Origin of the sequence: Saccharopolyspora halophila (assembly GCF_039531955.1) — a bacterium.
Lineage (GTDB): Bacteria > Actinomycetota > Actinomycetes > Mycobacteriales > Pseudonocardiaceae > Saccharopolyspora > Saccharopolyspora halophila.
Genome location: NZ_BAAARA010000008.1, coordinates 474,956 through 498,737, shown reverse-complemented (window position 1 = coordinate 498,737; position 23,782 = coordinate 474,956). Strand labels below are relative to the sequence as shown.

Sequence of the window (23,782 nt, the reverse complement as noted above, 5' to 3'; positions counted from 1 at the left end):
CGCGGGGCACCTGCACCGCTCCCGACTCGCGATGCCCGCATCGTCGCATGGTCCGGGTTCGTGCCCGGGTGGTCGTGAAGGTCTTCGGTCAGCCGTGCAGTCCGCACTCGGTCTTGGAACTACCCGCCCAGCGGCCACTGCGCGGGTCGGCTCCCGGCGCGGGCTTGGCGGTGCAGGGCTGGCACCCGATCGACGGGTAGCCGGCGGGCACCAGCGGGTTGACGAGCACGCCGTTGTCGTCGATGTAGCGCTGCATCTCCTCGTCGGACCACGCGGCCAGCGGGTTGATCTTGACGAGTCCGTTGCGGTCGTCCCAGGTCACGATCGGGGTGTTGGCGCGCGTCGGGGATTCCACCCGCCGCACGCCGGTCACCCACGCCTCGTAGCGGGACAGCGTGTTGCGCAGCGGTACCACCTTGCGCAGGAAGCAGCAGCGCTCCGGATCGCGCTCGAACAGCCGAGGCCCCTCCGCCTCGTCCTGCTCGGCCACGGTCTGCTCGGGCAGCGCGTTGACGACCGTCACGTCGTAGGTCTGCTCGACCGCGTCGCGAGTGCCGATCGTCTCGGCGAAGTGGTACCCGGTCTCCAGGAACAGGATCTCCACGCCCGGCACGGCCTTGGCGGCCAGGTCGACCAGCGCCGCGTCCTGCATGTTCGAGGCGACGATCAACCTGCCGTCGCCGAAGTTCTCCGCGGCCCAGCGCAGCGACTCCTCGGCAGTGGCCTCGGCCAGCTGCGGCGCCGCCTGCTCGACCAGCGCCTTGAGCTCTTCGTCACTGCGCCTTGAACCGATGTTCGCGGTTTCGGTGGTCATGCTTCTCCGCTCCCTCCCAGCGCCAGGCCCACGAGCCGCACGGTGAAGACTCGTAGGCAAGCGTGGCACTTCCACGCCCCGTCAGGTTCTTCTTCCGGGGTGAGGTCCTCGTCACCGCAGTACGGGCAATACTGCGCAACCACCCGTTCGCTCACTTGAGGTCATCTTCCTCGGCCCGCAACACCCACTGCGCGAAGCGTTCGCCATCCTCGCGCTGGTCGAGGTAGTTGCGCACCAGCCGCTCGACGTAATCACCGACCTCCTCGGAGGTCACCTTGTGCCCGCGAATCTTACGGCCGAAACCGGCATCGATCGCGAGGCCGCCACCGAGGTGCACCTGGAAACCCGGGACCTGGTTCCCGTTGCCGTCCGGAACCATCTGGCCCTTCAACCCGATGTCGGCGACCTGGGTGCGGGCGCAGGCGTTCGGGCAGCCGTTGAGGTTGACCGTCACCGCGTTGTCGATGTCGCCCTGGATGTCGGCCAGCCGCTGCTCGAGGTCGGCGATCAGGTCGATGGAGCGCTGCTTGGTCTCCACGATGGCCAGCTTGCAGAACTCGATGCCGGTGCAGGCCATCACGCCCCGCCGCCACGGCGAGGGGTCGCTCTGCAGGCCGAGGTCGTTCAGCTCGGTGGTCAGGCCATCGACCTCGTGCTCCGGGACGTCGAGGACCAGCAGGTTCTGCTCGACCGTCGTGCGCACCCGCTTGGAGCCGATCCGCTCGGCGGCCTTGGCGACCTCCATCAGCGTGGAACCGCTGACCCGGCCCGCGGGTGACTTCACGCCCACGTAGTAGTTGCCGTCGACCTGCTTGTGCACGCCGACGTGGTCGCGCTGGCCCGCCGGGGCCTCCGGGGCGGGGCCGTCGATGAGCTTGCGGCCCAGGTACTCGTCCTCCAGCACCTGCCGGAACTTCTCCGCTCCCCAGTCGGCGATGAGGAACTTGATCCGGGCGCGGTGCCGCAGGCGCCGGTAGCCGTAGTCGCGGAAGATCTGCACGACCCCGTGCCAGACCTCGGCGACCTCGTCCAGCGGGACCCAGGTGCCCAGCCGCACGGCGAGCTTCGGGTTGGTCGAGAGCCCGCCGCCGACCCAGAGGTCGAAGCCCGGTCCGTGCTCGGGGTGCTCCACCCCGACCAGCGAGATGTCGTTGATCTCCGGCACGGTGTCCCAGCGCGGCGAACCCGAGATCGCGCTCTTGAACTTGCGCGGCAGGTTCGACAGCGACCGGTCGCCGATGAACTTCTCGGAGATCTCGTCGATGGCCGGTGTGGCGTCGATGATCTCGTCCTCGGCGATGCCGGCCACCGGGGAGCCGAGCACCACGCGCGGGCAGTCGCCGCAGGCCTCGGTGGTCGACAGCCCGGCGCCTTCCAGCTTCTCCCAGATGGTCGGCATGTCCTCGACCCGGATCCAGTGCAGCTGGACGTTCTGCCGGTCGGTGATGTCGGCGGTGTCGCGCGCGTAGGTCTGCGAGACCTCACCGAGGACCCGCAGCTGCTCGGTGGTGAGGGCGCCACCGTCGATGCGCACTCGCAGCATGAAGTACGGGGCGTCGAGATCCTCGGGCTCGATGGTGCCGGTGCGCGCGCCGGGGATGCCCTCGGCGCGCTGGGTGTAGAGGCCCCACCACTTGAACCGCCCGCGCAGGTCGGCCTGGTCGATCGACTCGAAGCCGCGGTGCGCGTAGATGTTCTCGATGCGCTGCCGGACGTTGAGCGGGTTGTCGTCCTTCTTGGACTGCTCGTTGCCGTTGAGCGGTTCGCGGTGGCCGAGCGCCCACTGGCCCTCGCCACGGCTCTTGCGCTTGCGGGCAGGGCGTGCAGGCGATTCCGCAGGAGGAACCATGTCCGCGACCTCCGAGATTCAGGCGCGGTCCTGGCGCACGAAAGTTCCGTCGGCGGTGACGGTTCTCACTCCGAAAGGACCGCGCCGACTGGGCGAGAAATGAACAAAGACGGCGGGCTGTCAGACCTCGCGCATGCACAGCGCGCTAGCCACCCGCCGCAGGTCAACGTAGCGACGGGCGACCAGGTGCAGGCGCAGCGCGGTCAAACCCATGGCTGGAGCGTGCCACGCGCTCACCAGGCGGTCCAACCCCATCCGAATGGTGAGACAGTGGAAGCGTGCCTGGACAACCTCCCGCAGGCGAACCCGCTCCGGCCGACGGTTCGCTGCCCGACTCGGCCCTGCTCGGCGTGGGCAGCCGCCCGTTCGGGGTGTACGTGCACGTCCCGTTCTGCGCGACCCGCTGCGGGTACTGCGACTTCAACACCTACACCGCCGATGAGCTGGGATCGGCCTCGAGCTTCGGCAGCTGGCTCGAGGCGCTGCGCGCCGAGCTGGAGCTGGGCGCCAAGACGCTCTCGGCGCGGGGACCGGCTCCGGCCGCCGAGACGGTCTTCGTCGGTGGTGGCACGCCCTCCCTGCTGGGTGCCGAGCGGCTCGGTTCGGTCCTCGATGCGATTCGCGACACGTTCGGCCTGGCCGACGGCGCCGAGGTCACCACCGAGTCCAACCCGGAGTCGACATCGCCGTCGTTCTTCGAGGGCATCCGCTCGGCCGGCTTCGACCGGGTGTCGCTGGGGATGCAGTCGGCCGCCGAGCACGTGCTCAAGGTGCTCGAGCGCAACCACACCCCGGGGCGTGCCGTGGAGGCCGCCCGCGAGGCGCGCGCGGCCGGGTTCGAGCACGTCAACCTCGACCTCATCTACGGCACGCCGGGCGAGCGCGACGAGGACCTGCGCCGTTCGCTGGAAGCCGTGCTGGAAGCCGGGGTGGATCACGTCTCGGCGTACTCGCTGATCGTCGAGGACGGCACCGCGATGGCCCGCAAGGTCCGCCGCGGCGAACTCCCGATGCCCGACGAGGACGTGCTCGCCGACCGCTACGAGATGCTCGAGCGGATGCTCGGCCAGGCGGGTCTCGGCTGGTACGAGGTGTCCAACTGGGCCTCCGGGCCGGCCGCGGAGTGCAGGCACAACCTGGGCTACTGGCAGGGCGGCGACTGGTGGGGAGCGGGCCCGGGCGCGCACAGCCACGTCGGCGGGGTCCGCTGGTGGAACGTCCGGCACCCGTCCCGCTACAACGCGCTGCTCGCCGAGGGGAGCTCGCCGGCCCAGGCGCGCGAGCTGCTGACCGCCGAGGACCAGCGCATCGAGCGGATCATGCTGGAGCTGCGCGTCAAGGCGGGCCTGTCCGCCGAGGTGCTGGACGAGGACGGCCGCCGGGCCGCGCAGCAGGCGGTCGCCGACGGCCTGCTGCGGTCCGAGGAGCTGGCCGAGGGCCGCTGCGTGCTCACCGACCGGGGGCGGCTGCTGGCCGACGCGGTGGTTCAGGACCTCATCACCTGACCGCGCCGGGCCCGCGTGCCGGGTTCGCCGGGTGCGGTCCTGGTCGTCGGCTCTCGGTTCTGCGCGACGAACACCGTAAACTCGAGGGTGGTACCCGGGATCGAATGCCGCCCGGGTGCGCGGTCGCGCACGGGCGCACGCCGGTGCGCCTCCGCTGCGCTGGGACGTTGAGGAGGTGTGGCGCGTGGCGAGCGCGGAGGAACGCCGATTCGAGGTACTGCGGGCGATCGTGGCGGACTTCGTGTCGACCAAGGAGCCCGTGGGATCCAAGGCCCTCGTCGAGCAGCACGACCTCGGTGTGTCCAGTGCCACGGTACGCAACGACATGGCCGCGCTGGAGGAGGAAGGGCTGATCGTTCAGCCGCACACCAGCGCGGGACGGATCCCCACCGACAAGGGCTATCGCCTGTTCGTCGATCGCCTCAACGAGGTCAAGCCGCTGACGACCGCGGAACGCCGGGCCATCCGGAACTTCCTGGAGGGCGCGCTGGACCTCGAGGACGTGATGCGGCGCAGCGTGCGGTTGCTCGCCCAGCTCACCCAGCAGGTCGCGGTGGTGCAGTACCCGACGTTGACCCGCTCCACCGTCCGGCACATCGAGGTCGTGGCGATCACCCCGGCCCGGCTGATGCTGGTCCTGATCACCGATACCGGTCGCGTGGACCAGCGCATGGTCGACCTGGGCGATGTGATCAGCGATGAAGACGTGGCCCGGCTGCGCAACGTGCTCAACTCGGCGATGGTCGAGCAGCGCCTGCCGGACGCCTCCGCGGCGGTGGCCGAGCTGCCCGACCAAGCCCCTCCGGAACTGCGCGACGTGCTCGTCCGGGTGTGCAGCGTGCTCATCGAGTCGCTCGTGGAGCACCCCGAGGAGCGGATGATGCTCGGGGGCACCCCGAACCTGACCCGCAACGTCGCCGACTTCCCGAACTCGTTGCGCCAGGTCATGGAGGCCCTGGAGGAGCAGGTGGTGGTGCTCAAGCTGCTCGCCGCCGCGCGCGATTCGAGTACCGTGCAGGTCAGCATCGGCATGGAGAACGAGGCGCTGGAGATGCAGACGACCTCGGTGATTTCCACCGGATACGGTTCGGATGGCATGGTGCTCGGCGGACTGGGCGTCGTCGGCCCCACTCGGATGGATTATCCGGGCACGATGGCGGCGGTCCGCGCAGTGGCCGCATACGTGGGTGAGATCCTGGTCGGCCGGTGACGTCGCGGCGTACCGGAAAGTGACCGGCAATTCTCGAGACCATCGAGCAGAGGAAGTACGGAGAACGTGGCCAGGGACTACTACGCGACTTTGGGCGTGTCCAAGGACGCGACACCCGAGCAGATCAAGCGGGCCTACCGCAAGCTCGCACGCGAACTGCACCCGGACGTCAACCCCGACGACGCCGCCAAGGAGCGGTTCGCCGAGGTGACCACGGCCTATGAGGTGCTCTCCGACCCGAAGAAGCGCGAGATCGTCGACATGGGCGGCGATCCGATGGGCAACGGCGGAGGCGCAGGCGGCGGAATGGGCGGAGACCCGTTCGCCGGCTTCGGCGGCCTCGGCGACATCATGGACGCCTTCTTCGGCGGTGGCGCCGGTGGCGGCGGGCGCGGCCCGCGCAGCCGCGTGCAGCAGGGCTCGGACGCGCTGCTGCGCCTGGAGCTGACGCTGGAGGAGTGCCTCAGCGGCGTCGATCGCGACATCACGGTGGACACCGCCGTGCTGTGCGACGTGTGCGACGGCGGCGGTTCGAAGGCCGGCAGCGCACCAGTGACCTGCGACACCTGCGGTGGTCGCGGTGAGGTGCAGTCGGTCCAGCGGTCGTTCCTGGGCCAGGTCATGACCTCCCGCCCGTGCCCGGCGTGCCGCGGCTTCGGCGAGGTCATCAGCGACCCCTGTCAGCAGTGCAGCGGCGACGGCCGGGTCCGCGCGCGGCGCACCATCACGGTCAAGATCCCCGCCGGTGTCGGCGACGGCATGCGCGTGCGCCTGGCCGGCGAGGGCGAGGTCGGCCCCGGCGGCGGTCCCGCGGGTGATCTGTTCGTCGAGGTCGAGGAGCAGCCGCACGAGCGGTTCACCCGCGACGGTGCCGATCTGCACTGCAACATCGAGCTGCCGATGACCGCCGCGGCGCTGGGCACGGTGATCACGCTGGAGACCCTGGACGGCTCCTTCGAGGAGATCGCCGTCGAGCCGGGCACCCAGGCGGGCACCGAGCACGTGATCAGCGGGCGCGGGCTGCCGAAGCTGCGCTCCAACGGCCGCGTCAGCGGGCACGGCGACCTGCACGTGCACCTCGACGTGGTCACGCCCACCTCGCTGGACGACGCGCAGGCCGACCTGCTGCGGCAGCTGGCCTCGCTGCGCGGCGAGGAGCAGCCGGAGGCCGCGGTCACCGCCAACGGCAACGGTGGCAAGGGGCTGTTCTCGCGGTTCCGCTCCTTCGGCCACCGCTGACGTGTCGCTGCCGGTCTTTTCCGTCGAGCGGTTGCCGGGCGTCGGTCCGGCGACCCTCGACGGGCCCGAGGGCAAGCACGCAGCCACCGTCCGCCGCATGCGCGCGGGCGAGGAGCTGCTGCTCTCGGACGGGCGCGGTGGTCTGGCGCACTGCTCGGTCGCCGAGGCCGCCAAGGACTCGTTGGAGCTCGAGGTGGCCGAGACCTGGCACGAGCCGCAGCCGGAGTTGCGCGTGCGGTTGGTGCAGGCCCTGATCAAGGGCGACCGAGGGGAGCTCGCGGTCGAACTCGCCACCGAAGCCGGTGTGGACGCGGTCACCCCGTGGCGGGCTTCGCGCTGCGTGGCGAAGTGGGACGACGGCCCGCGCGGGGCCAAAGCGCTCGGGCGCTGGCGCAGCACGGTCGCCGCGGCCGCCAAGCAGGCCCGCCGCGCCTGGATCCCCGAGGTCGCCGAGCCGGTCACCACCAAGCAGCTCGCGAGCCTGGTCGGCGAGGCCGACGCCGCTCTGCTGCTGCACGAGTCGGCCGAGCAGCGCATCACCGAGGTGGAGCTGCCCGCCTCGGGAGAGCTCCTGCTGATCGTCGGCCCGGAAGGTGGCCTGACCGATCAGGAGCTCGACACCCTCGAAGCGGCGGGCGCCCGCCGCACTCGCCTGGGCCCCACGGTCCTGCGCGCCTCCACAGCAGGCGCAGTAACCCTAGGCGCCCTAGGACCCCTCACCACCCGCTGGTGACGGGTGCGCCCGAGAGACCGCCTTCGCCGCTGAGCGCCCGCCGTGGTGACAGTTTTGCCTAAAACTGTGAGGGGCTCGCGCCCGAAATGTCCGGACAGTTTTAGGCAAAACTGTCAGTGCTCCTCGGGTTGAGTGGGGAGGGGCACAGGAATGCGGCGCGGGGTGCCCGGTGATCGAAGTGGGGCGGGTGGCTCGGCTAATCTTCGCGGCATGAGTGACATGGACTCGCTGTTCCTGCGGATCATCGAGCGCGAGATCCCGGCCGACATCGTGCGGGAGACCGACCGGATCATCGCCATCCGCGACATCAACCCGCAGGCCCCGACCCACGTGCTGGTCATCCCGAAGCAGGTCTACCGCAACGCCGCCGAGCTGGCCGCCGCGGACCCCCAGCTGCTGGCCGAGCTGTTCACCACGGCAGGCGAGATCGCCGAATCCGAGGGAATCTCCGAATCCGGTTATCGGTTGTTGTTCAACACCAACGCCGACGCGGGGCAGACCATCTTCCACGTGCACCTGCACCTGCTCGGTGGTGAGTGGCTGGGCGGCATGACCGGCGGCGAGATCAAGGGCTAGCAGCCGCGGGCACCCGAGCGCACGGCTGCGAGCCCGCCTCCCGCGCCCGAGGCGACCAACGACCCCGGCAGCGATCGGAGTCGGTCGGTCGCGGATGGCCGGACCGGACACGCCCGGTCCGGGAGTTCGCGACCTAGCTCGCACCCGCGGCCGGGGTGGCTGTGACGGCAATCCGATTGCCGGTTGGACTACCATCGGGGCCAGGGAGAACTGACCGCACGACCAGCGCGGAACGCGCAGAAAGTAGGCCCGAACTACGTGGCCGGTATTGCAGCGGGCGGTGCTGCCGCCCAATCCGGAGAGCAACCTCAGGGGGCAACCGCCCAGTCGCAGGTGACGGTTCCCGACGACGCGGTCTTGGCGCTGGTCGGTTCGAGGGACGAGAACCTGAAGGTCATCGAGGACATGCTCACCGCCGACGTCCATGTCCGGGGCAACGAGGTGAAGCTGTCCGGGGAGCCCGCCGAAGTGGCGTTCGCCGAACGGGTCTTCGCCGAGCTCATCGCGCTGGTCGGCAAGGGCAACCCGCTCACGCCGGACGCCGTGCGCCGCAGCGTGGGAATGCTCTCCGCGGATCACAACGAGTCCCCCGCGGACGTGCTCAGCCTGGACATCGTGTCCAAGCGCGGACGCACCATCCGCCCCAAGACGCTCAACCAGAAGCGCTACGTCGAGGCCATCGACAATCACACGGTGGTGTTCGGCATCGGCCCGGCCGGTACCGGCAAGACCTACCTGGCGATGGCCAAGGCCGTGCAGGCGTTGCAGTCCAAGCGGGTCAACCGGATCATCCTCACCCGCCCCGCGGTCGAGGCGGGGGAGCGGCTGGGCTTCCTGCCCGGCTCGCTCTACGAGAAGATCGACCCCTACCTGCGGCCGCTCTACGACGCGCTGCACGACATGGTCGACCCGGAATCGGTGCCGCGGCTGACCCAGGCGGGCACCATCGAGATCGCGCCGCTGGCCTACATGCGCGGCAGGAGCCTGAACGACTCCTTCATCATCCTCGACGAGGCGCAGAACACCACGGCCGAGCAGATGAAGATGTTCCTGACCCGGCTGGGCTTCGGTTCCAAGATCGTGGTCACCGGTGACGTGACCCAGGTCGACCTGCCCGGCGGGCAGCGCAGCGGTCTGAAGATGGTGCAGGAAATCCTCGCCGACGTCGACGACGTGCACTTCTCCCAGCTGGACAGCCAGGACGTCGTGCGGCACCGCCTGGTGACCGACATCGTCGACGCCTACGACCGCTGGCAGGCACGCCAGGACGACGAAGAGCAGCAGGATCGGCGCCGCAACGGCCAGCGACGAGGACGAGAATGACCATCGAGATCGCCAACGAATCCGGCGTCGCGGTTCCCGAGGCGACCATCGTCTCGTGCGCGCGCTTCGCGCTGGACAAGATGAACGTCAGCCAGCTCGCCGAGCTGTCCATCGTGCTGGTGGACCTGGACGTGATGGCCGACCTGCACGAGCGGTGGATGGACCTGCCCGGTCCCACCGACGTGATGTCCTTCCCCATGGACGAGTACGACTCACCCCGCAGGCCGGACTCCGCAGGCGCGGGTCCGGAGCTGCTGGGCGACATCGTGCTGTGCCCGTCGTTCGCTCGCGATCAGGCCAAGCAGGCCGGGCACAGCACGCTGGACGAGTTGCACCTGCTCACCGTGCACGGCGTGCTGCACCTGCTCGGCTACGACCACGCCGAGCCCGAGGAGGAGCGCGAGATGTTCGCCCTGCAGAACCGCATCCTCGCCGAGTTCCGCGAGGCGCGCGACGAGGCCGAGCGCGAGCACGCGCAGCGCAACGCCGACGACAAGGTGCTCGGTGCGGTCGGACTGGACGACCCGGACACGGGTCCGGCTCCCGCGAAGTAAGGAGTACCGGTGACCGGTTCCACCGCGTTCCTGGTGCTCGCGGTGCTGTTGGTGCTCGCCGCGGGCCTGTTCGCGGCCTCCGAAGCGGCCATCAGCGTGGGCTCGCAGGCCCGCGCCGACGAACTCGCCCGCGAAGGGCGCACCGGCGCCCGGCAGCTCGCGCAGCTGCTGGGCGACCGTCCGCGACACGTCAACCTGCTCCTCCTGCTCCGGCTCGCCTGCGAGATGGGCGCGACGGTGCTGGTCACCGTGGTGGCGCTGCGCATCGCCGAGTCGGAGAACTGGGCGCTGGTCATCGCGGTGCTGATCATGCTGGTGATCTCGTACGTGGTGGTCGGCGTCGGCCCGCGCACGCTCGGCAGGCAGCACCCCTACGGCATCGGGGTCAAGGTCGCCGCGCCGGTGCGGGTGCTGGCGCGGGTGCTCAACCCGCTGACCAGGCTGCTGATCCTGATCGGCAACATGATCACCCCCGGCAAGGGCTTCCGGGAGGGTCCGTTCTCCACCGAGGTCGAGCTGCGCGAGCTGGTCGACCTGGCGGGCGAGCGCGGCGTGGTCGCAGCGGGCGAGCGGGAAATGATCCACTCGGTGTTCGAGCTCGGCGACACCCTCGCGCGCGAGGTGATGGTGCCGCGCACCGAGATCATCTGGATCGAGCAGACCAAATCGGCCCGGCAAGGGCTGGCGCTGTGCCTGCGCTCGGGGTTCTCCCGCGTGCCGGTCATCGGCGAAAGCGTCGACGACATCGTCGGCGTGGTGACGCTCAAGGACCTCACCGAGGCCGTGCTCGGCTCCTCCGACGCGCCGGCGCCGTCGCTGACCGAGCTGATGCGCGAGGGCAGCTTCGTGCCCGACACCAAGCGCCTCGACGAGCTGCTGCGCGAGATGCAGCTCTCGCGCAGCCACCTGGCGATCGCGGTCGACGAGTACGGCGGCACCGCCGGGTTGCTGACCATCGAGGACATCGTCGAGGAGATCGTCGGTGAGATCACCGACGAGTCCGACCTCGAGGAACACCGCCCGGTCGAGCACCTCGACGACGGCACCGTGCGGGTCAGCTCGCGGTTGTCGGTGGCCGATCTCGGGGAGCTGTTCGGCGTCGAGCTCGACGATTCGGACGTGGAGACCGCGGGCGGGCTGCTGGCGCAACGACTGGGCCGGGTGCCGCTACCGGGTGCCGAAGCCGAGATCGCCGGGCTGCGGCTGCGCGCCGAGGGCGGCAAGGACCACCGCGGCCGGATCCGGATCAACGCGTTGCTGGTCCGGTCGGTGGACACAGATCAAGCACCGCTGCGCGGTGCCGAGCAGGAGGGAACCAACGCTCGTGGCTGAGCACGTCGAACAGGCCGCCCCGCAAGAGCTCGACGCGGAGGACGCCAAGATCGTCACGCTCGCGCGGTCCTCCCGCGCGCGCAACGGCGCCGCGGAGGGGGCCGCCGTCCGGGACACCGATGGCCGCACCTACGCGGCCACGACCGTCGAGCTCCCGTCGCTGCGGCTCACCGCCCTGCAGTCGGCGGTGGCGGCCGCGGTTTCCAGCGGTGCCGAGGGGCTCGAGGCGGCAGCCGTGGTCACCGACGCCGCCGAGATCGACCACGACTCGATCGCCGCGGCCCACGACCTGACCAAGAACTCGCTGGTCATCCGGGCCAACGCCAAGGGCGAAGCGCAGGGCGTGATCAAGGGCTGACGTGTGATCGCCCCGGTTCCCGGACGTCTCGCCCGGGCAGCCGGGGCGGGACGCCCCGAGCGGGCACCGGTCGGCCGGAACGGCACAATGGTCGGGTGAGCACCGAAGATGCGCACCGTTCCGGCTTCGCCTGTTTCGTCGGTCGGCCCAATGCCGGCAAGTCGACGCTGACGAACAGCCTCGTCGGAACCAAAGTCGCGATCACCTCGAGCAAGCCCCAGACCACCCGGCACGCGATCCGCGGCATCCTGCACCGCCCGGACGCCCAGCTGATCATCGTCGACACGCCCGGACTGCACCGCCCGCGCACGCTGCTCGGCCGCAGGCTCAACGACCTGGTCTACGAGACCTGGTCGGAGGTCGACGTCGTCGGGTTCTGCGTGCCCGCGGACCAGAAGATCGGCCCCGGCGACAAGTTCATCGTCGAGGAGCTCAAGAAGGTCGCCCGGCACACGCCGGTGATCGGCGTGATCACCAAGACCGACCTGGTCGGCAAGCAGCAGGTCGCCGCGCAACTGCTGGCCATGCAGGAGCTGATGGACTTCGCCGAGCTGATCCCGGTCTCGGCCAAGGACGCCTTCCAGATCGACGAACTGGCGAACGTGCTGGTCGGGCAGCTTCCCGAGGGGCCGCAGCTCTACCCGGACGGCGACATCACCGACGAGCCCGAGAGCACGCTGATCGCCGAACTCATCCGCGAGGCGGCGCTGGAGGGCGTGCGCGACGAGCTGCCGCACTCGCTGGCGGTGACCATCGAGGAGATGATCCCGCGCGAGGGCCGCGAGGACCTCATCGACGTGCACGCGGTGATCCACGTCGAGCGCAACAGCCAGAAGGCCATCGTGATCGGTCGCGGCGGTGAGCGGTTGCGCAACGTCGGCTCGGAGGCGCGCAGGCAGATCCAGGCGCTGCTGGGCAGCAAGATCTACCTCGACTTGCACGTCAAGATCGCCAAGGATTGGCAGCGCGACCCCAAGCAGCTGGGCAAACTCGGGTTCTAGATCACATTCCGCGTCCGGTTTTGGCCGAAACCGGTCATGGACGTCCCTCGTCTGAAGTACGTTCCGGTCCGGCCTCGACGCCCGGCGGAAATGGCGTTTTCGACCTGATGACGAAGGACTTCTGACGTGAGCAATCCCTACGGCGGCCCGCCATCCGGACCGCAGCAGCCCTACGGCGGCCCGCCCTCGGGCCCGCAGCCGCAGCAGCCCTACGGTCCGCCTTCGGGCCCGCAGCCGCAGCAGCCCTACCCGGGCGGCTACCCGCAGCCGGCCTTCGGGCCGCCGGTCTTCGGTGGCGGACCCGGTGCGCTCGCCGAGTGGGGCACCCGAGCCCTGGGCTACCTGATCGACGGCGCGATCCCGGCCGCGCTGATGCTCGTGCTCTACCTGATCTCCGGTGTGGCCATCGCCGGGATCGCCTCGGCGGGCGGTGCCTCGGGCGAGGGGATGCCGGTCGGAGTGGTGATCCTGCTGGTCTTCGTCGGGATCGCCTACCTGGGCATCCTCGGCTTCAGCATCTGGAACCTCTGCTACCGGCGGGGCACCACCGGCCAGACCATCGGCCAGAAGTACATGCGGATCAAGACGGTCTCCGAGCAGACCGGGCAGCCGATCGGATTCGGCATGGCCTTCGTCCGGCAGCTCGCGCACATCGTCGACTCGATCATCTGCGGTCTGCCCATCGGCTGGCTTTCCCCGCTGTGGGACGACAAGAAGCAGACCTGGGCCGACAAGATCATGAGCACCGTCGTGGTCTCCGCCGAGGACGGCCCCGGTGCGATGCCGCACGGTCCGATGCCGGGCGCTCCGGGCATGCCGGGGCAGCCGCCGCAGGGCGGGTTCCCGCCGCCCGGGCAGCCGCCGCAGGGTGGGCAGCCGCAGCAGGGCGGGTACCCGCCGCCTCCGGGCCAGCCGCCCTTCGGGCAGCCCCCGCAGTGACGCAGGCGGCCGGTCGGAGGTGCGCGGCATCTCCGGCCGGCCGCACCGCTTCGCACCGACCGCTACGAACCTTTGGATGAGCCGATGACCGAGCTCGAACCGCAGAACCCCCAGCAGCCGCAGGCCGACGCGCCGCAGGCCGATCAGTCGCAGGCCGCCCAGCAGCAGGCCGCCCAGCAGCAGGCCGCCCAGCAGCAGAGCCTCCCGCTGCAGCCCGCGGAGCAGTACCCGCAGCCGCAGTTCACCTTCACCCCGCAGCCGCCGATGCCGATCAAGAACCACGTCGGCTGGGCCATCGCGGGCATCCTGCTGTTCTGGCCGCTCGGGATCCCGGCGCTGATCAAGTGCGTCGAGGTCGCCCCGCTGTGGTACCAGGGCAACTACCGGGGTGCCGAGGACTCCTCGCGCGCGGCCAAGAGCTGGGGCAAGGCGGGCGTCATCGCGGGCGCGGTGCTCTACGGGCTGCTGCTCGTGTTCATGATCGCCTACGTGGTGTTCATGTTCTACATGTTCAGCAGGATGCAGCAGGACATGCAGCGGTTCTGATGCTGCCGGCCAGCGCGCGGGCGATGCGGATGCCCGCTGCTACCGCGCTGGTCGGGTTCGCCGGAGTCGGCCTCGTGCTGGCCGCGGACCCGACCTCCGAGTCCGGGACCTGGCTCCCGCCGTGCCCGTTCAACGCGTTGACCGGCTTGGACTGCCCGGGCTGCGGTGGCACGCGAGCGGTCTGGAGCCTGCTGCACGGCGATCTGCCCGCGGCGCTGGACTACAACGCGCTCGCGGTGCTCCTGATCCCGTTCTTCCTGTGGCTGTGGGGAGCCTGGGTCGGGGGTCGCTGGCGGGGAACGCGCTTCCGGACCTGGGGATCGTGGCGTTGGACACCGTTCGTCCTGCTGGGGCTGGTGGCGGTGTGGACGGTCGCCCGCAACCTGCCCTTCCCGCCGTTCACCCAGCTCCGCGCCTGAACCCGCCCGCCCGGCAGGGCGGGCGGACGGGATCGGTTCAGGAGGCCGGTGCGTTGATGATGGCGATCGCGACGATCGTGCCGAAGATCAGCCATGCGGCGCACTGGATCCAGCCGATGATGATGCCGGCCAGCGCCATGCCGCGGCCGGTGAACCGCTGCGGTTCGCGGTCGATCTGGCGCAGCGCGACGTGCCCGAGGATGGCCCCGACCGGGCCGACCACGAAGCCCACGTAGCAGGTGGTCAGCGCGCCCAGCGACACGCACATCGACGCGATGGCCAAGCCGTTGTTGCTGGGTGGCGCCGGAAACCCCTGGTAGGTCTGGTGCGGATACGGGGTCGGGCCGGGCTGCTGCGGATACTGCTGGTACGGGTTTGAGCCGTACGGGTTCGTCATCTCTTTCCTTCCCAGGCTGGAACGGTCCGATTATCCACTCCGGTGCCGTCGAAATCCGAAGAACCGGCCGAACCGCACGGGCGACGCGGTGAATCGCGCGGTGGCGAGGTGCGAAGATGGACGGGTGAGCCTCTACCGGGATACCGCTGTCGTGCTGCGGGTTCAGAAGCTGGGCGAGGCGGATCGGATCATCACCCTGCTCAGCCGCCGCTACGGCAAGCTGCGCGCGGTCGCCAAGGGCGTGCGCCGCACGAGTTCGCGCTTCGGCGCGCGGCTCGAACCGTTCTGCCACGTCGACGTGCAGCTCTACACCGGACGCACGCTCGACGTGATCACCCAGGTGCAGACCATCGACGCCTTCGGCGTGCACATCGTGGACGACTACCAGCGCTACACCGCCGCCTGCGCGGTGCTGGAGACCGTCGATCGGCTCGCCGCCGAGGAGGGCGAGCCGGTGCTGCGCCTGCACCTGCTGTCCATCGGCGCCCTGCGCGCGCTGGCAGGCCGCGAACGCGACTCCTCGCAGGTGCTCGACGCCTTCTTGCTGCGCGCGATGGCGTTCGCGGGCTGGGCGCCCGCGCTGACCGAGTGCGCCCGCTGCGGCAGGAAAGGCCCGCACGCGGCGTTCAACGTGCAGGGCGGGGGAGCGGTGTGCCCGCAGTGCCGCCCGGCGGGTTCGGTGCGGCCATCGGCGCACACCCTGCCGCTGATGGAGTCCCTGCTGCACGGCGACTGGGAGACCGCGGAGGAAGCACCGGGCCAGGTGCGGCGGGAGGCCAGCGGGCTGATCGCCGCGCATCTGCAGTGGTACATGGAGCGGCAGCTGCGCTCGTTGCCGTTGGTGGAGCGCACCGTGCCCGAGTTGATCCGCGAGCGCGCGGCCGACGCGGCGCTGGTCGAGGCGGTAACCGACGGCCGATGAATCGATGAGCGTGCTCGACCGGGACAATGGGCCAGCACCTCGAGCACGTCCGAAGGAGAACCGAGCTATGTTGCGACGCCGTGGGCGGGGCAAGGACGACCCGACCGTCAAGGCGCCGGAGCCGCACCCGTCCGGGGCCGAGCCGCCGGCGTTGCCCCAGGAGTTCGTGCCCAACCACGTCGCGATCGTGATGGACGGCAACGGGCGCTGGGCCAACGAGCGCGGCCTTCCCCGGGTCGAGGGGCACAAGCGCGGCGAGGCCGTGGTGCTGGAGCTGGCCAAGGGCGCGATCGAGCTGGGCGTCAAGTGGCTGTCGCTGTACGCGTTCTCCACCGAGAACTGGAAGCGCAGTCCGGAGGAGGTCCGCTTCCTGATGGGCTTCAACCGCGACGTCATCGCGCGCCGCGTGGACGAGCTGGACGAGCTGGGCGTGCGGGTGCGCTGGGCAGGTCGCAAGCCGAAGCTGTGGCGCAGCGTGGTCAACACGCTGCAGGCCGCCGAGGAGCGCACCCAGAAGAACGAGGTCATGAACCTGACCATGTGCGTGAACTACGGTGGTCGGGCCGAGGTCGGCGACGCCGCGCGGGAGATCGCGCGGCTGGCCGCGGCGGGCAAGATCAACCCGGACCGGGTCGACGAGAGGACCATCGCCAAGCACCTGTACCAGCCCGAGATGCCGGACGTGGACCTGTTCATCCGTCCGTCCGGCGAGGCGCGCACGTCGAACTTCATGCTCTGGCAATCCGCGTATTCCGAGTTCGTCTTCCAGGACACGCTGTTCCCGGACGTCGACCGGACGCATCTGTGGGCCGCGTGCGAGGAGTACGCGCGCCGGGATCGCCGCTTCGGCGGCGCCATCGATAAGGCGGCGGCCTCCGCGGCCGCCCCGGAGGACGATTCATGACTCAAGAGGCCGCAACCACCGCGCGGTTGATGACCGCGGCAAAGGAAGCGCTGGAGAGCTATCACGATGTGCAGGTCGACGACGACGGCGCGCTGACCTTCCGGCATTCCGAAGTGCCGTGCGCGGTTCAGGCGATGCAGCTGGCCGAGGGCCTCACGGTGCTGAGCCTGACCTGCGTGGTGGCCTGGGATCTTCCCGCGGGTGACGAACTCGCCCGGTCCGTGGCCGAACGCGCAGGCCAGGGCCTGTTCGGCACCTTGGGCGTGGTCCGCACCGAGCGCGGTGTGGACGTGACCCTGCGCTACGCCTTCCCGGCCGAGGGCATGGACGCCTCGCCGCTGGGCACGTTGCTGATGCTGGTCGTGGCCACGGCCTCCCAGCTGCGCAGCGAACTCCTCGAAACCGAAGGCGCCTGACTCTCGGCGCTGACAGTTTTGCCTAAAACTGTCCCATGATCATGTCCGCTTGGTCCGGACAGTTTTAGGCAAAACTGTCAACTCGAGCTCGTTCGGGTGACGTGGTGGCGTGTTGGGGTTCCCGGTGCGCTGGGGTTTTGCAGCGTGTTCCCGTTCGCTGAGGTAGTGCGCCGTTGCCCGGTGGCAGTATTCGGTGCGTGACCGATCTCGTTGAGCCGCCTCGGACGCGGCGTCCCGCGGTCACCTCGTTGGAGGTGGTGTGCGGGCTGCTGGTGCTGGCGATCGTCTTCCAGGGGCAGCTGGCCGCGTTGCTGGACGTGCCCGCGCTGCGCACCGGGTCGACGATCTTCGTCGCCGTGTGCGTGCAAGCCATGCCGTTCCTGGTGTTCGGCGTGCTGGTCAGTGGCTTGATCGCGGCCTTCGTGCCGCCCTCGGCGCTGCGCGCGGCGCTGCCGCGGAACCAATCGGCGGCCGTTCCCGTGGCGGGCTTCGCGGGGCTGGCGCTGCCGGGGTGCGAGTGCGCTTCGGTGCCGGTGTCCCGCCGGCTGATCCAGCAAGGGGTGGCTCCTGCGGCCGCGTTGACGTTCCTGCTGGCCGCCCCGGCGGTGAACCCGGTCGTGCTGGTCTCCACCGCGGTGGCGTTCCCGGCCGAACCTCGGATGGTGCTCGCCCGCTTCCTCGGTTCGCTGCTGACCGCCTGCGCGATGGGCTGGCTCTGGGTGCGGCTGGGGAAGTCCGAATGGCTGGCCGAGTGGGCGCTGCGCCGCCTGGAGTGCCACGACTCCGGCGGGAGCCGCTGGACGGTCTTCACCGAATCCGCCCGGCACGACCTGGTCGAGGCGGGCGGATTCCTGGTGCTGGGCGGGCTGACCTCGGCGGCCTTCAACGTGCTGGTGCCCGCGTCCTGGATGGAGAGCCTCGGCGGTCAGCTGCTGCTCGGCGTGCTGGTGATGGCGGTGCTGGCGGTCGTGCTGGCGCTGTGCAGCGAGGCGGACGCGTTCGTGGTCGCTTCGATGCCCGGTCTGCCGCTGACGGCGAAGCTGGTGTTCCTGGTCGTCGGCCCGGCCGTGGACGTCAAGCTGATCGCCCTGCAGTCCGGTGCGTTCGGCAGGCGGTTCGCGGCCCGGTTCGCGCCCACCACCTTCGTCGTGGCCATCGGATCCGCGTGCGCCGCGGGCGCCCTGCTGCTCGGAGGTGCCTGATGCGCCGCGAGACCCAGAACATCCTGCTGCTGCTCTTCGGCGGTGCCCTGCTCAAGATCGCGCTGACCGGCACCTACCTGCGCTACGTCAAGGCCTCGCTGCTGCCGTGGCTGGTCGCGGCGGGCGTGGTGATGGTGGTCCTCGCCGCGCTGGCGATCGCGCGGGACGTGCGCGGCGACCGCGTGGCGGGCGAGCACGGAACCCGGAGCCCGTGGCTGCTGGCCCTGCCGGTGTTCGCGATCTTCCTGGTCGCGCCACCCGCGCTGGGCTCGGACTCGGTCACGCGGGACAGCATCACCGCCCCGGCCGAGCCCGCCGAATCGCGCTTCCCGCCGCTGCCCCCGGGCGAACCGCTGCTGCCGGTCTCGGAGTTCGTCACCCGCGCGGTCTGGGACTCCACGGGTGAGCTCAACGGCAGGACCGTGCACCTGCGCGGCTTCGTCGTCCATCCACAGCCGGGCGTCACCCGGCTGGCGCGGATGCGCATCAGCTGTTGCGCCGCGGATGCCTCTCCGGTCGTGGTCAACCTGGAGCACCCGCGGGTGGCGGACCTGCCGGAGGACACCTGGCTGGAGGTCACCGGAGAGCTGCGGCCGGGCTCGGCCACCGACGAGAACGACTACGTCCCGACCTTCGCCCCGACCGAGCTGCGCCCGATCGAAGCCCCGAAGGACCAGTACGAGTACTGAGGTGGCGCTCTGCCCGGACTCAGCTCGCACCGCGACGGGTTCTCCAGCGGCTTCGTTGCGAGCACGCCGCGAAGCCGCGTAGGTGGCCGCATCAGGAGTGGCACGCGGAGCCGCTCAGCTTCCGCTACCTGCACCGTCGAGCGGAGCAGTGCCTCGAAGAAGCTGCTCAGAGGCCCTTGGCGCTGCAGTCCGGGCAGGTGCCGACGATCTCGACGGTGTGGCTGACGTTGGAGAATCCGTGCTCCTGACCGATGCGCTCGGCCCAGTTCTCCACCGGCGGGTCGGCCACCTCGACCGTGCGGCTGCACTCCCGGCACAGCAGGTGGTGGTGATGATGGCTCGAGCAGCGCCGGTAGACCGCCTCGCCCTGCGGGTTGCGCAGCACGTCCACCTCGCCCGCGTCGGCGAGGGTCTGCAGCGTGCGGTAGACGGTGGTCAGGCCGATTCCCTCGCCCTGCCGCCGAAGCTCCTCGTGCAGTTCCTGAGCCGAGCGGAAGTCGTTGACCTGGTCCAGCAGGTTCGACACCGCGGCCCGTTGCTTGGTGGCCCGCAGGCCGGGTACGCCCACCGCGGGTTCCTGGCCGGTCGTCACGCTGTATCCGTCTCCTCGCCGTTTCCGTCACTACCGCGGGCCAGCTCCTCCGAGTGCGCCACGGCGTCCACCACGATATGCGCCAGGTGTTCGTCGACGAGCCGGTACACCACCTCGCGGCCGTGCCGCTCGCCGAAGACCACTCCGGCCGACTTCAGCACCCGCAGGTGCTGGCTGATCAACGGCTGCGCCACGCCGAGCGACTCGACGAGTTCGTGCACGCACCGGTCGGCCACCCGAAGCTGCAGCACGATGGCGATGCGCACCGGCGCGGCCAGCGCGCGCAGCAGCTCGCCCGCCTCGTGCAAGGTCTGCTGGTCGCGGGCCGGGGCCGGCTGGGCCGCGCGCTCGGGGGAGTGGACGTGGTCCTCGGGCCGGTCCGCGGCCGGCCGGGCCGGGGTGGATTCCGGGCTGACGGCGGGCATCGCTTCCTTCCCGGCGGACCATCACGCCCGCCTGAACGCCAGGACGTTCTACACCGACCATCCTACGGGTAAGGGCATACCCACCTGCATGATCGACTCCTCCGGGCCAGCGCAGCGCGGTCCCGCTCGTTCGAGCCAGGACCGGGCGTACGGGACGCGTGGCTGGTCGGTACGCTGGGCAACTCCAGCCCGACCAGCTGGTTCGACGTATCCAGTGATTATTCCGGAGTGAACGTGCCCGCCGACCAGATCGACACGATCGTCAATCTCTGCAAGCGCCGTGGTTTCGTCTACCCGTCGGGTGAGATCTACGGCGGTACCCGGTCGGCCTGGGACTACGGACCGCTCGGTGTCGAGCTCAAGGACAACATCAAGCGCCAGTGGTGGAAGCACATGGTGCAGGGCCGCGACGACGTCGTCGGCCTGGACTCCTCGGTGATCCTGCCCCGGCAGGTCTGGGAGGCCTCCGGCCACGTCAACGCGTTCAACGACCCGCTGGTGGAGTGCACCTCCTGCCACCGCCGCTTCCGCGCCGACCAGCTCGCCGAGGAGTACACCGAGCGCACCGGCAAGGAGGCCAGCGAGGACGACCTCTCGGACGTCCCGTGCCCGAACTGCGGCAACCGCGGCGAGTACACCGAGCCGCGCGAGTTCAACATGATGCTCAAGACGTTCCTCGGGCCGGTGGAGAGCGAAGAGGGCCTGCACTACATGCGCCCGGAGACGGCGCAGGGCATCTTCATCAACTTCGCGAACGTGATGACCACGGCGCGCAAGAAGCCGCCGTTCGGCATCGGCCAGATCGGCAAGTCGTTCCGCAACGAGATCACGCCCGGCAACTTCATCTTCCGGACTCGCGAGTTCGAGCAGATGGAGATGGAGTTCTTCGTCGAGCCCGGCGAGGACGAGCAGTGGCACCAGTACTGGATCGACGAGCGCATGAAGTGGTACGTCGAGCTGGGCATCAACAAGGACAACCTGCGCGAGTACGAGCACCCGCAGGACAAGCTCTCGCACTACTCCAAGCGCACCGTCGACGTCGAGTACCGGTTCCGCTTCGCGGGCCAGGAGTGGGGCGAGCTCGAGGGCATCGCCAACCGCACCGACTTCGACCTGTCGACGCACTCCAACCACTCGGGCGTGGACCTGACCTACTTCGACCAGGCCAGCAACTCCCGCTTCCGCCCGTACGTCATCGAGCCCGCTGCCGGTGTGGGACGTCCGATGATGGCGTTCCTGATCGACGCCTACACCGAGGACGAGGCCCCGAACGCCAAGGGCGGCGTGGACAAGCGGACGGTCCTCAAGCTGGACCGCAGGCTGGCCCCGGTGAAGGTCGCGGTGCTGCCGCTGTCGCGCAACTCCGACCTCTCGCCGAAGGCGAAGGACATCTCCGCGATGCTGCGCCGCAACTGGAACGTCGACTTCGACGACGCCGGTGCCATCGGCCGCCGCTACCGCAGGCACGACGAGGTGGGCACGCCGTTCTGCGTCACGGTCGACTTCGACACGCTGTCCGACCACGCCGTCACGGTCCGCGAGCGCGACACGATGGGCCAGGAGCGCGTGTCGATCGACAAGCTCGAGGAATACCTGGCGGCCCGCCTGGTCGGTTGCTGAGGTCAGCAGGCTGCCCGGTGCCGCCGCTGGGCGGCGCCGGGTCCTGCGCGATCGGATCTGCGAGGATGTCGCGGTGAGCGCTCGACACCCCGCATCTCGTTCGCGGCCCGGCCGGGTCGCGCGCCGTGCAGTGCTCGGCGCATTACTGGTGGCCCTGCTCGTGGTCGGCGGAACTGCCTTTCGCGTCTGGCAGGTCGCCCGCGCCGATCAGCGGCAGGCCGTGGACGTGAGCGTGGTGCTCGGTGCCGCGCAGTACCACGGCGAGCCCTCCGACGTGCTCGAAGCGCGGCTCAAGCACGCGCTGAAGCTCTACGAGGACGGCGTGACCGACCACATCATGACCGTCGGCGGTCGCAAGGCGGGCGATGCCTACACCGAGGCCGAGGCGGGCAAGGACTGGCTGGTCGAGCACGACGTGCCCGCCTCGAAGATCGTCGACGTGGAGACCGGCAGCGACACGCTGGGCAGCATCCAGGCGGTGGCCGAGCAGGCGCACCAGCGGAACTGGAGCTCCGCGCTGATCGTCAGCGATCCGTGGCACTCGCTGCGTTCCCGCACGATGGCCAGCGACATGGGGCTGGACGCCTACGCCTCGCCCGCTCGCACCGGACCGGTGGTGCAGACGCGGGAGATCCAGGCGCGCTACATCCTGCGGGAGACCGCAGCGCTGCTGTACTACCGCCTCACGCACGCTTCGGCCGAAATCAACGGCGCCGGGCTGGGCTGAGTTCGCGGGAAAGTCATCTCCGGGCCTTAGCCTTTGGGCGATGACGTCCAAGATCCCGGCCGGTTACGGCGAGCACGACCTGCAGCGGTTGCTGCCCGAGGCTCCGAAGGGCTCGTTGCCCGAGGGCGCGCGCCCGGACGACCGCACCGCGTTCGAGCACGACCGCGCGCGCGTGCTGCACTCCGCCGCGCTGCGCAGGCTCGCCGGCAAGACGCAGGTCGTCGGGCCGTTCGAGAGCGCCGACGAGCCCAGCTCGACCCGGGAGCCGCGCACCCGCCTGACGCACTCGCTGGAGGTGGCGCAGATCGGCCGGGGCCTCGCCTCGGCGCTCGGTTGCGATCCCGATCTGGTCGACACCGCCGGGATGGCGCACGACATCGGTCATCCCCCTTTCGGGCACAACGGGGAGTCGGTGCTCAACGAGCTGGCATCCGCGCACGGTGGTTTCGAAGGCAACGCGCAGACCTTGCGGATCCTCACCAGGCTCGAGCCCAAGGTCACCGAATCCGGTGGAATCGGACGCGGGCTCAACCTGACCCGCGCGTGCCTGGACGCGACGACGAAGTACCCGTGGCCGCGGCGCGAGGGGGAGCTCAAGTTCGGCGTCTACGCCGAGGACATGGCGGTCTTCGAGTGGCTGCGCGCCGGTGCCCCGAAGCAGCGGCGGTGCCTGGAAGCCCAGGTCATGGACTGGGCCGACGACGTGGCCTACTCCGTGCACGACGTCGAGGACGGCGTGATCTCCGGGCGCATCTCGCTGCGCGCGCTGACCAGCTCCGCCGAGCGCGCGGAGATCGCCGCGGAAGCCGATGAGCGGTTCCTGGGCGGCAACGGGGACAGGGCGTTGCTGGAGCGGGCGGCCGAGGACCTGGCGAGTTGGCCGGTGGTGGCGGCCGTGCTGGATTATGATCACAGCTTCACCGCACAGGTGGCGCTCAAGCGGCTGACCAGCGAGCTGGTCGGGCGGTTCGTGGCCGCTGCGGTGACCGGAACGTTCCAGCGATATGGGCCAGGACTAACCCGATATGCCGCCGATCTGGTGATCCCGGAGTCGGTGGCGGCCGAAGTGACGGTGCTCAAGGCGGTCGCGGTGCGCTACGTGCTGCGCACGGCCACGCACCGCAAGAAGGTGCAGCAGCAGCGAGCGATGCTCGCCGAGCTGTTCGAAGCATTGGTCGAGCGAGCCCCCGATTCGCTCGACCTGGCGATGCGGGATGCCTACTTGCGCGCTTCGGACGATTCCGCCCGGTTTCGGGTGGTCCTGGACCAGATCGCGTCGTTGACCGATGCACAGGCAGTGGCATGGCATACACAACATGTACGCAGCGTGTCTTAGTCGATGTGACCTTCACCTATAAGACGTGAGTCGATCTCAGTTGGCTCGGAGAATGCTTACGCAGAGTGTCGATGGGCTGTAGAGTCTCGACACCAGACCCCCGATCCCGTTGGGCGTTCGGCATCGCAGTGTCGAACGGCCAGGCGGTCCGGCC

At 69.9% G+C, this 23,782-nt stretch carries 28 protein-coding genes; 21 read left to right on the top strand and 7 right to left on the bottom strand.

Features of this window, described 5'->3' with window-relative positions; translation table 11 throughout:
- Positions 1-88: 88 nt before the first annotated feature.
- From ABD289_RS14965 to ABD289_RS14950, 4 genes are all read right to left on the bottom strand, one after another.
- Positions 89-814 (bottom strand): phosphoadenylyl-sulfate reductase, encoded by a 726-nt coding sequence (locus ABD289_RS14965; protein WP_344131931.1) that lies wholly within the window; start codon positions 812-814, stop codon positions 89-91.
- Positions 811-969 (bottom strand): Insertion element protein, encoded by a 159-nt coding sequence (locus ABD289_RS14960; protein ID WP_344131928.1) that lies wholly within the window; start codon positions 967-969, stop codon positions 811-813. The genes ABD289_RS14965 and ABD289_RS14960 overlap by 4 nt, the downstream gene beginning before the upstream one ends.
- Entirely contained in the window at positions 966-2,663 is a 1,698-nt protein-coding gene (locus tag ABD289_RS14955; RefSeq protein ID WP_344131925.1) for a nitrite/sulfite reductase, read from the bottom strand. The genes ABD289_RS14960 and ABD289_RS14955 overlap by 4 nt, the downstream gene beginning before the upstream one ends.
- Before the next feature lie 120 nt (positions 2,664-2,783).
- On the bottom strand, positions 2,784-2,876 hold the full coding sequence (locus ABD289_RS14950; RefSeq protein WP_344131922.1) for a putative leader peptide: 93 nt from the start codon (positions 2,874-2,876) through the stop codon (positions 2,784-2,786).
- A 65-nt stretch (positions 2,877-2,941) separates the two neighbouring features.
- Here ABD289_RS14950 and hemW point away from each other — a divergent pair, with 65 nt between their 5' ends.
- The 13 genes from hemW to ABD289_RS14885 all read left to right on the top strand — a co-directional run bounded on the left by hemW (position 2,942) and on the right by ABD289_RS14885 (position 14,398).
- Complete coding sequence (hemW, locus tag ABD289_RS14945; protein WP_344131919.1) at positions 2,942-4,168, top strand: radical SAM family heme chaperone HemW; 1,227 nt, start codon at positions 2,942-2,944, stop codon at positions 4,166-4,168.
- Positions 4,169-4,352: 184 nt separating this feature from the next.
- The gene (gene hrcA / locus ABD289_RS14940) at positions 4,353-5,378 is read left to right on the top strand and encodes a heat-inducible transcriptional repressor HrcA (protein WP_344131916.1); all 1,026 of its coding nucleotides are present in this window, start codon (positions 4,353-4,355) and stop codon (positions 5,376-5,378) included.
- A 66-nt stretch (positions 5,379-5,444) separates the two neighbouring features.
- A complete protein-coding gene (dnaJ, locus tag ABD289_RS14935) occupies positions 5,445-6,617 on the top strand; it encodes a molecular chaperone DnaJ (protein WP_344131913.1) in 1,173 nt (390 codons plus the stop codon).
- A gap of 1 nt (position 6,618) precedes the next feature.
- Complete coding sequence (locus ABD289_RS14930) at positions 6,619-7,350, top strand: 16S rRNA (uracil(1498)-N(3))-methyltransferase (protein WP_344131910.1); 732 nt, start codon at positions 6,619-6,621, stop codon at positions 7,348-7,350.
- Positions 7,351-7,560: 210 nt separating this feature from the next.
- Positions 7,561-7,926: a histidine triad nucleotide-binding protein gene (locus ABD289_RS14925; RefSeq protein ID WP_344131907.1), complete on the top strand. Its 366-nt coding sequence runs from the start codon at positions 7,561-7,563 to the stop codon at positions 7,924-7,926.
- A gap of 258 nt (positions 7,927-8,184) precedes the next feature.
- Entirely contained in the window at positions 8,185-9,249 is a 1,065-nt protein-coding gene (locus ABD289_RS14920) for a PhoH family protein (RefSeq protein WP_425564681.1), read from the top strand.
- Positions 9,246-9,803, top strand: a complete 558-nt coding sequence (gene ybeY, locus ABD289_RS14915) for an rRNA maturation RNase YbeY (RefSeq protein WP_344131904.1) — start codon at positions 9,246-9,248, stop codon at positions 9,801-9,803. Before ABD289_RS14920 ends, ybeY begins: the two co-directional genes overlap by 4 nt.
- Positions 9,804-9,812: 9 nt before the next feature.
- Complete coding sequence (locus ABD289_RS14910; RefSeq protein WP_344131901.1) at positions 9,813-11,135, top strand: hemolysin family protein; 1,323 nt, start codon at positions 9,813-9,815, stop codon at positions 11,133-11,135.
- Positions 11,128-11,493, top strand: a complete 366-nt coding sequence (locus ABD289_RS14905; RefSeq protein ID WP_344131898.1) for a cytidine deaminase — start codon at positions 11,128-11,130, stop codon at positions 11,491-11,493. The genes ABD289_RS14910 and ABD289_RS14905 overlap by 8 nt, the downstream gene beginning before the upstream one ends.
- A gap of 95 nt (positions 11,494-11,588) precedes the next feature.
- Positions 11,589-12,494 (top strand): GTPase Era, encoded by a 906-nt coding sequence (gene era, locus ABD289_RS14900; RefSeq protein WP_344131895.1) that lies wholly within the window; start codon positions 11,589-11,591, stop codon positions 12,492-12,494.
- Positions 12,495-12,620: 126 nt separating this feature from the next.
- Positions 12,621-13,433, top strand: coding sequence for an RDD family protein (locus tag ABD289_RS14895; RefSeq protein WP_344131892.1), 813 nt, complete (start codon positions 12,621-12,623; stop codon positions 13,431-13,433).
- Positions 13,434-13,517: 84 nt separating this feature from the next.
- Positions 13,518-13,979, top strand: coding sequence for a CD225/dispanin family protein (locus tag ABD289_RS14890; protein ID WP_344131889.1), 462 nt, complete (start codon positions 13,518-13,520; stop codon positions 13,977-13,979).
- The gene (locus tag ABD289_RS14885) at positions 13,979-14,398 is read left to right on the top strand and encodes a DUF2752 domain-containing protein (protein ID WP_344131886.1); all 420 of its coding nucleotides are present in this window, start codon (positions 13,979-13,981) and stop codon (positions 14,396-14,398) included. The genes ABD289_RS14890 and ABD289_RS14885 overlap by 1 nt, the downstream gene beginning before the upstream one ends.
- A gap of 37 nt (positions 14,399-14,435) precedes the next feature.
- On the opposite strand, the gene ABD289_RS14880 is transcribed toward ABD289_RS14885, so the two are convergent.
- The gene (locus ABD289_RS14880) at positions 14,436-14,795 is read right to left on the bottom strand and encodes a DUF4190 domain-containing protein (RefSeq protein WP_344131883.1); all 360 of its coding nucleotides are present in this window, start codon (positions 14,793-14,795) and stop codon (positions 14,436-14,438) included.
- A gap of 124 nt (positions 14,796-14,919) precedes the next feature.
- Between ABD289_RS14880 and recO the strand changes: the two genes are divergently transcribed.
- The 5 genes from recO (at position 14,920) to ABD289_RS14855 (ending at position 18,928) form a co-directional block, all read left to right on the top strand.
- Positions 14,920-15,717 (top strand): DNA repair protein RecO, encoded by a 798-nt coding sequence (gene recO / locus ABD289_RS14875; RefSeq protein ID WP_344131880.1) that lies wholly within the window; start codon positions 14,920-14,922, stop codon positions 15,715-15,717.
- A 67-nt stretch (positions 15,718-15,784) separates the two neighbouring features.
- A complete protein-coding gene (locus ABD289_RS14870; protein ID WP_344131877.1) occupies positions 15,785-16,621 on the top strand; it encodes an isoprenyl transferase in 837 nt (278 codons plus the stop codon).
- On the top strand, positions 16,618-17,037 hold the full coding sequence (locus ABD289_RS14865) for a hypothetical protein (protein ID WP_344131874.1): 420 nt from the start codon (positions 16,618-16,620) through the stop codon (positions 17,035-17,037). The genes ABD289_RS14870 and ABD289_RS14865 overlap by 4 nt, the downstream gene beginning before the upstream one ends.
- A 197-nt stretch (positions 17,038-17,234) precedes the next feature.
- Positions 17,235-18,239 (top strand): permease, encoded by a 1,005-nt coding sequence (locus tag ABD289_RS14860; protein ID WP_344131871.1) that lies wholly within the window; start codon positions 17,235-17,237, stop codon positions 18,237-18,239.
- The gene (locus tag ABD289_RS14855) at positions 18,239-18,928 is read left to right on the top strand and encodes a TIGR03943 family putative permease subunit (RefSeq protein WP_344131868.1); all 690 of its coding nucleotides are present in this window, start codon (positions 18,239-18,241) and stop codon (positions 18,926-18,928) included. The genes ABD289_RS14860 and ABD289_RS14855 overlap by 1 nt, the downstream gene beginning before the upstream one ends.
- A gap of 166 nt (positions 18,929-19,094) precedes the next feature.
- Here ABD289_RS14855 and ABD289_RS14850 read toward each other — a convergent pair whose 3' ends face one another.
- Together ABD289_RS14850 and ABD289_RS14845 are read right to left on the bottom strand one after the other, a co-directional pair.
- Positions 19,095-19,520 carry a Fur family transcriptional regulator gene (locus ABD289_RS14850; RefSeq protein ID WP_344131865.1) on the bottom strand — a complete coding sequence of 142 codons (426 nt, stop codon included), beginning with the start codon at positions 19,518-19,520 and terminating at the stop codon, positions 19,095-19,097.
- Complete coding sequence (locus tag ABD289_RS14845; protein ID WP_344131862.1) at positions 19,517-19,945, bottom strand: ArsR/SmtB family transcription factor; 429 nt, start codon at positions 19,943-19,945, stop codon at positions 19,517-19,519. The genes ABD289_RS14850 and ABD289_RS14845 overlap by 4 nt, the downstream gene beginning before the upstream one ends.
- Positions 19,946-20,179: 234 nt before the next feature.
- Between ABD289_RS14845 and ABD289_RS14840 the strand changes: the two genes are divergently transcribed.
- The 3 genes from ABD289_RS14840 to ABD289_RS14830 all read left to right on the top strand — a co-directional run bounded on the left by ABD289_RS14840 (position 20,180) and on the right by ABD289_RS14830 (position 23,628).
- Positions 20,180-21,565, top strand: a complete 1,386-nt coding sequence (locus ABD289_RS14840) for a glycine--tRNA ligase (protein ID WP_344132091.1) — start codon at positions 20,180-20,182, stop codon at positions 21,563-21,565.
- A 73-nt stretch (positions 21,566-21,638) separates the two neighbouring features.
- A complete protein-coding gene (locus ABD289_RS14835; RefSeq protein ID WP_344131859.1) occupies positions 21,639-22,292 on the top strand; it encodes a YdcF family protein in 654 nt (217 codons plus the stop codon).
- A 40-nt stretch (positions 22,293-22,332) separates the two neighbouring features.
- Positions 22,333-23,628, top strand: a complete 1,296-nt coding sequence (locus tag ABD289_RS14830; RefSeq protein ID WP_344131856.1) for a deoxyguanosinetriphosphate triphosphohydrolase — start codon at positions 22,333-22,335, stop codon at positions 23,626-23,628.
- Positions 23,629-23,782 lie beyond the last annotated feature (154 nt).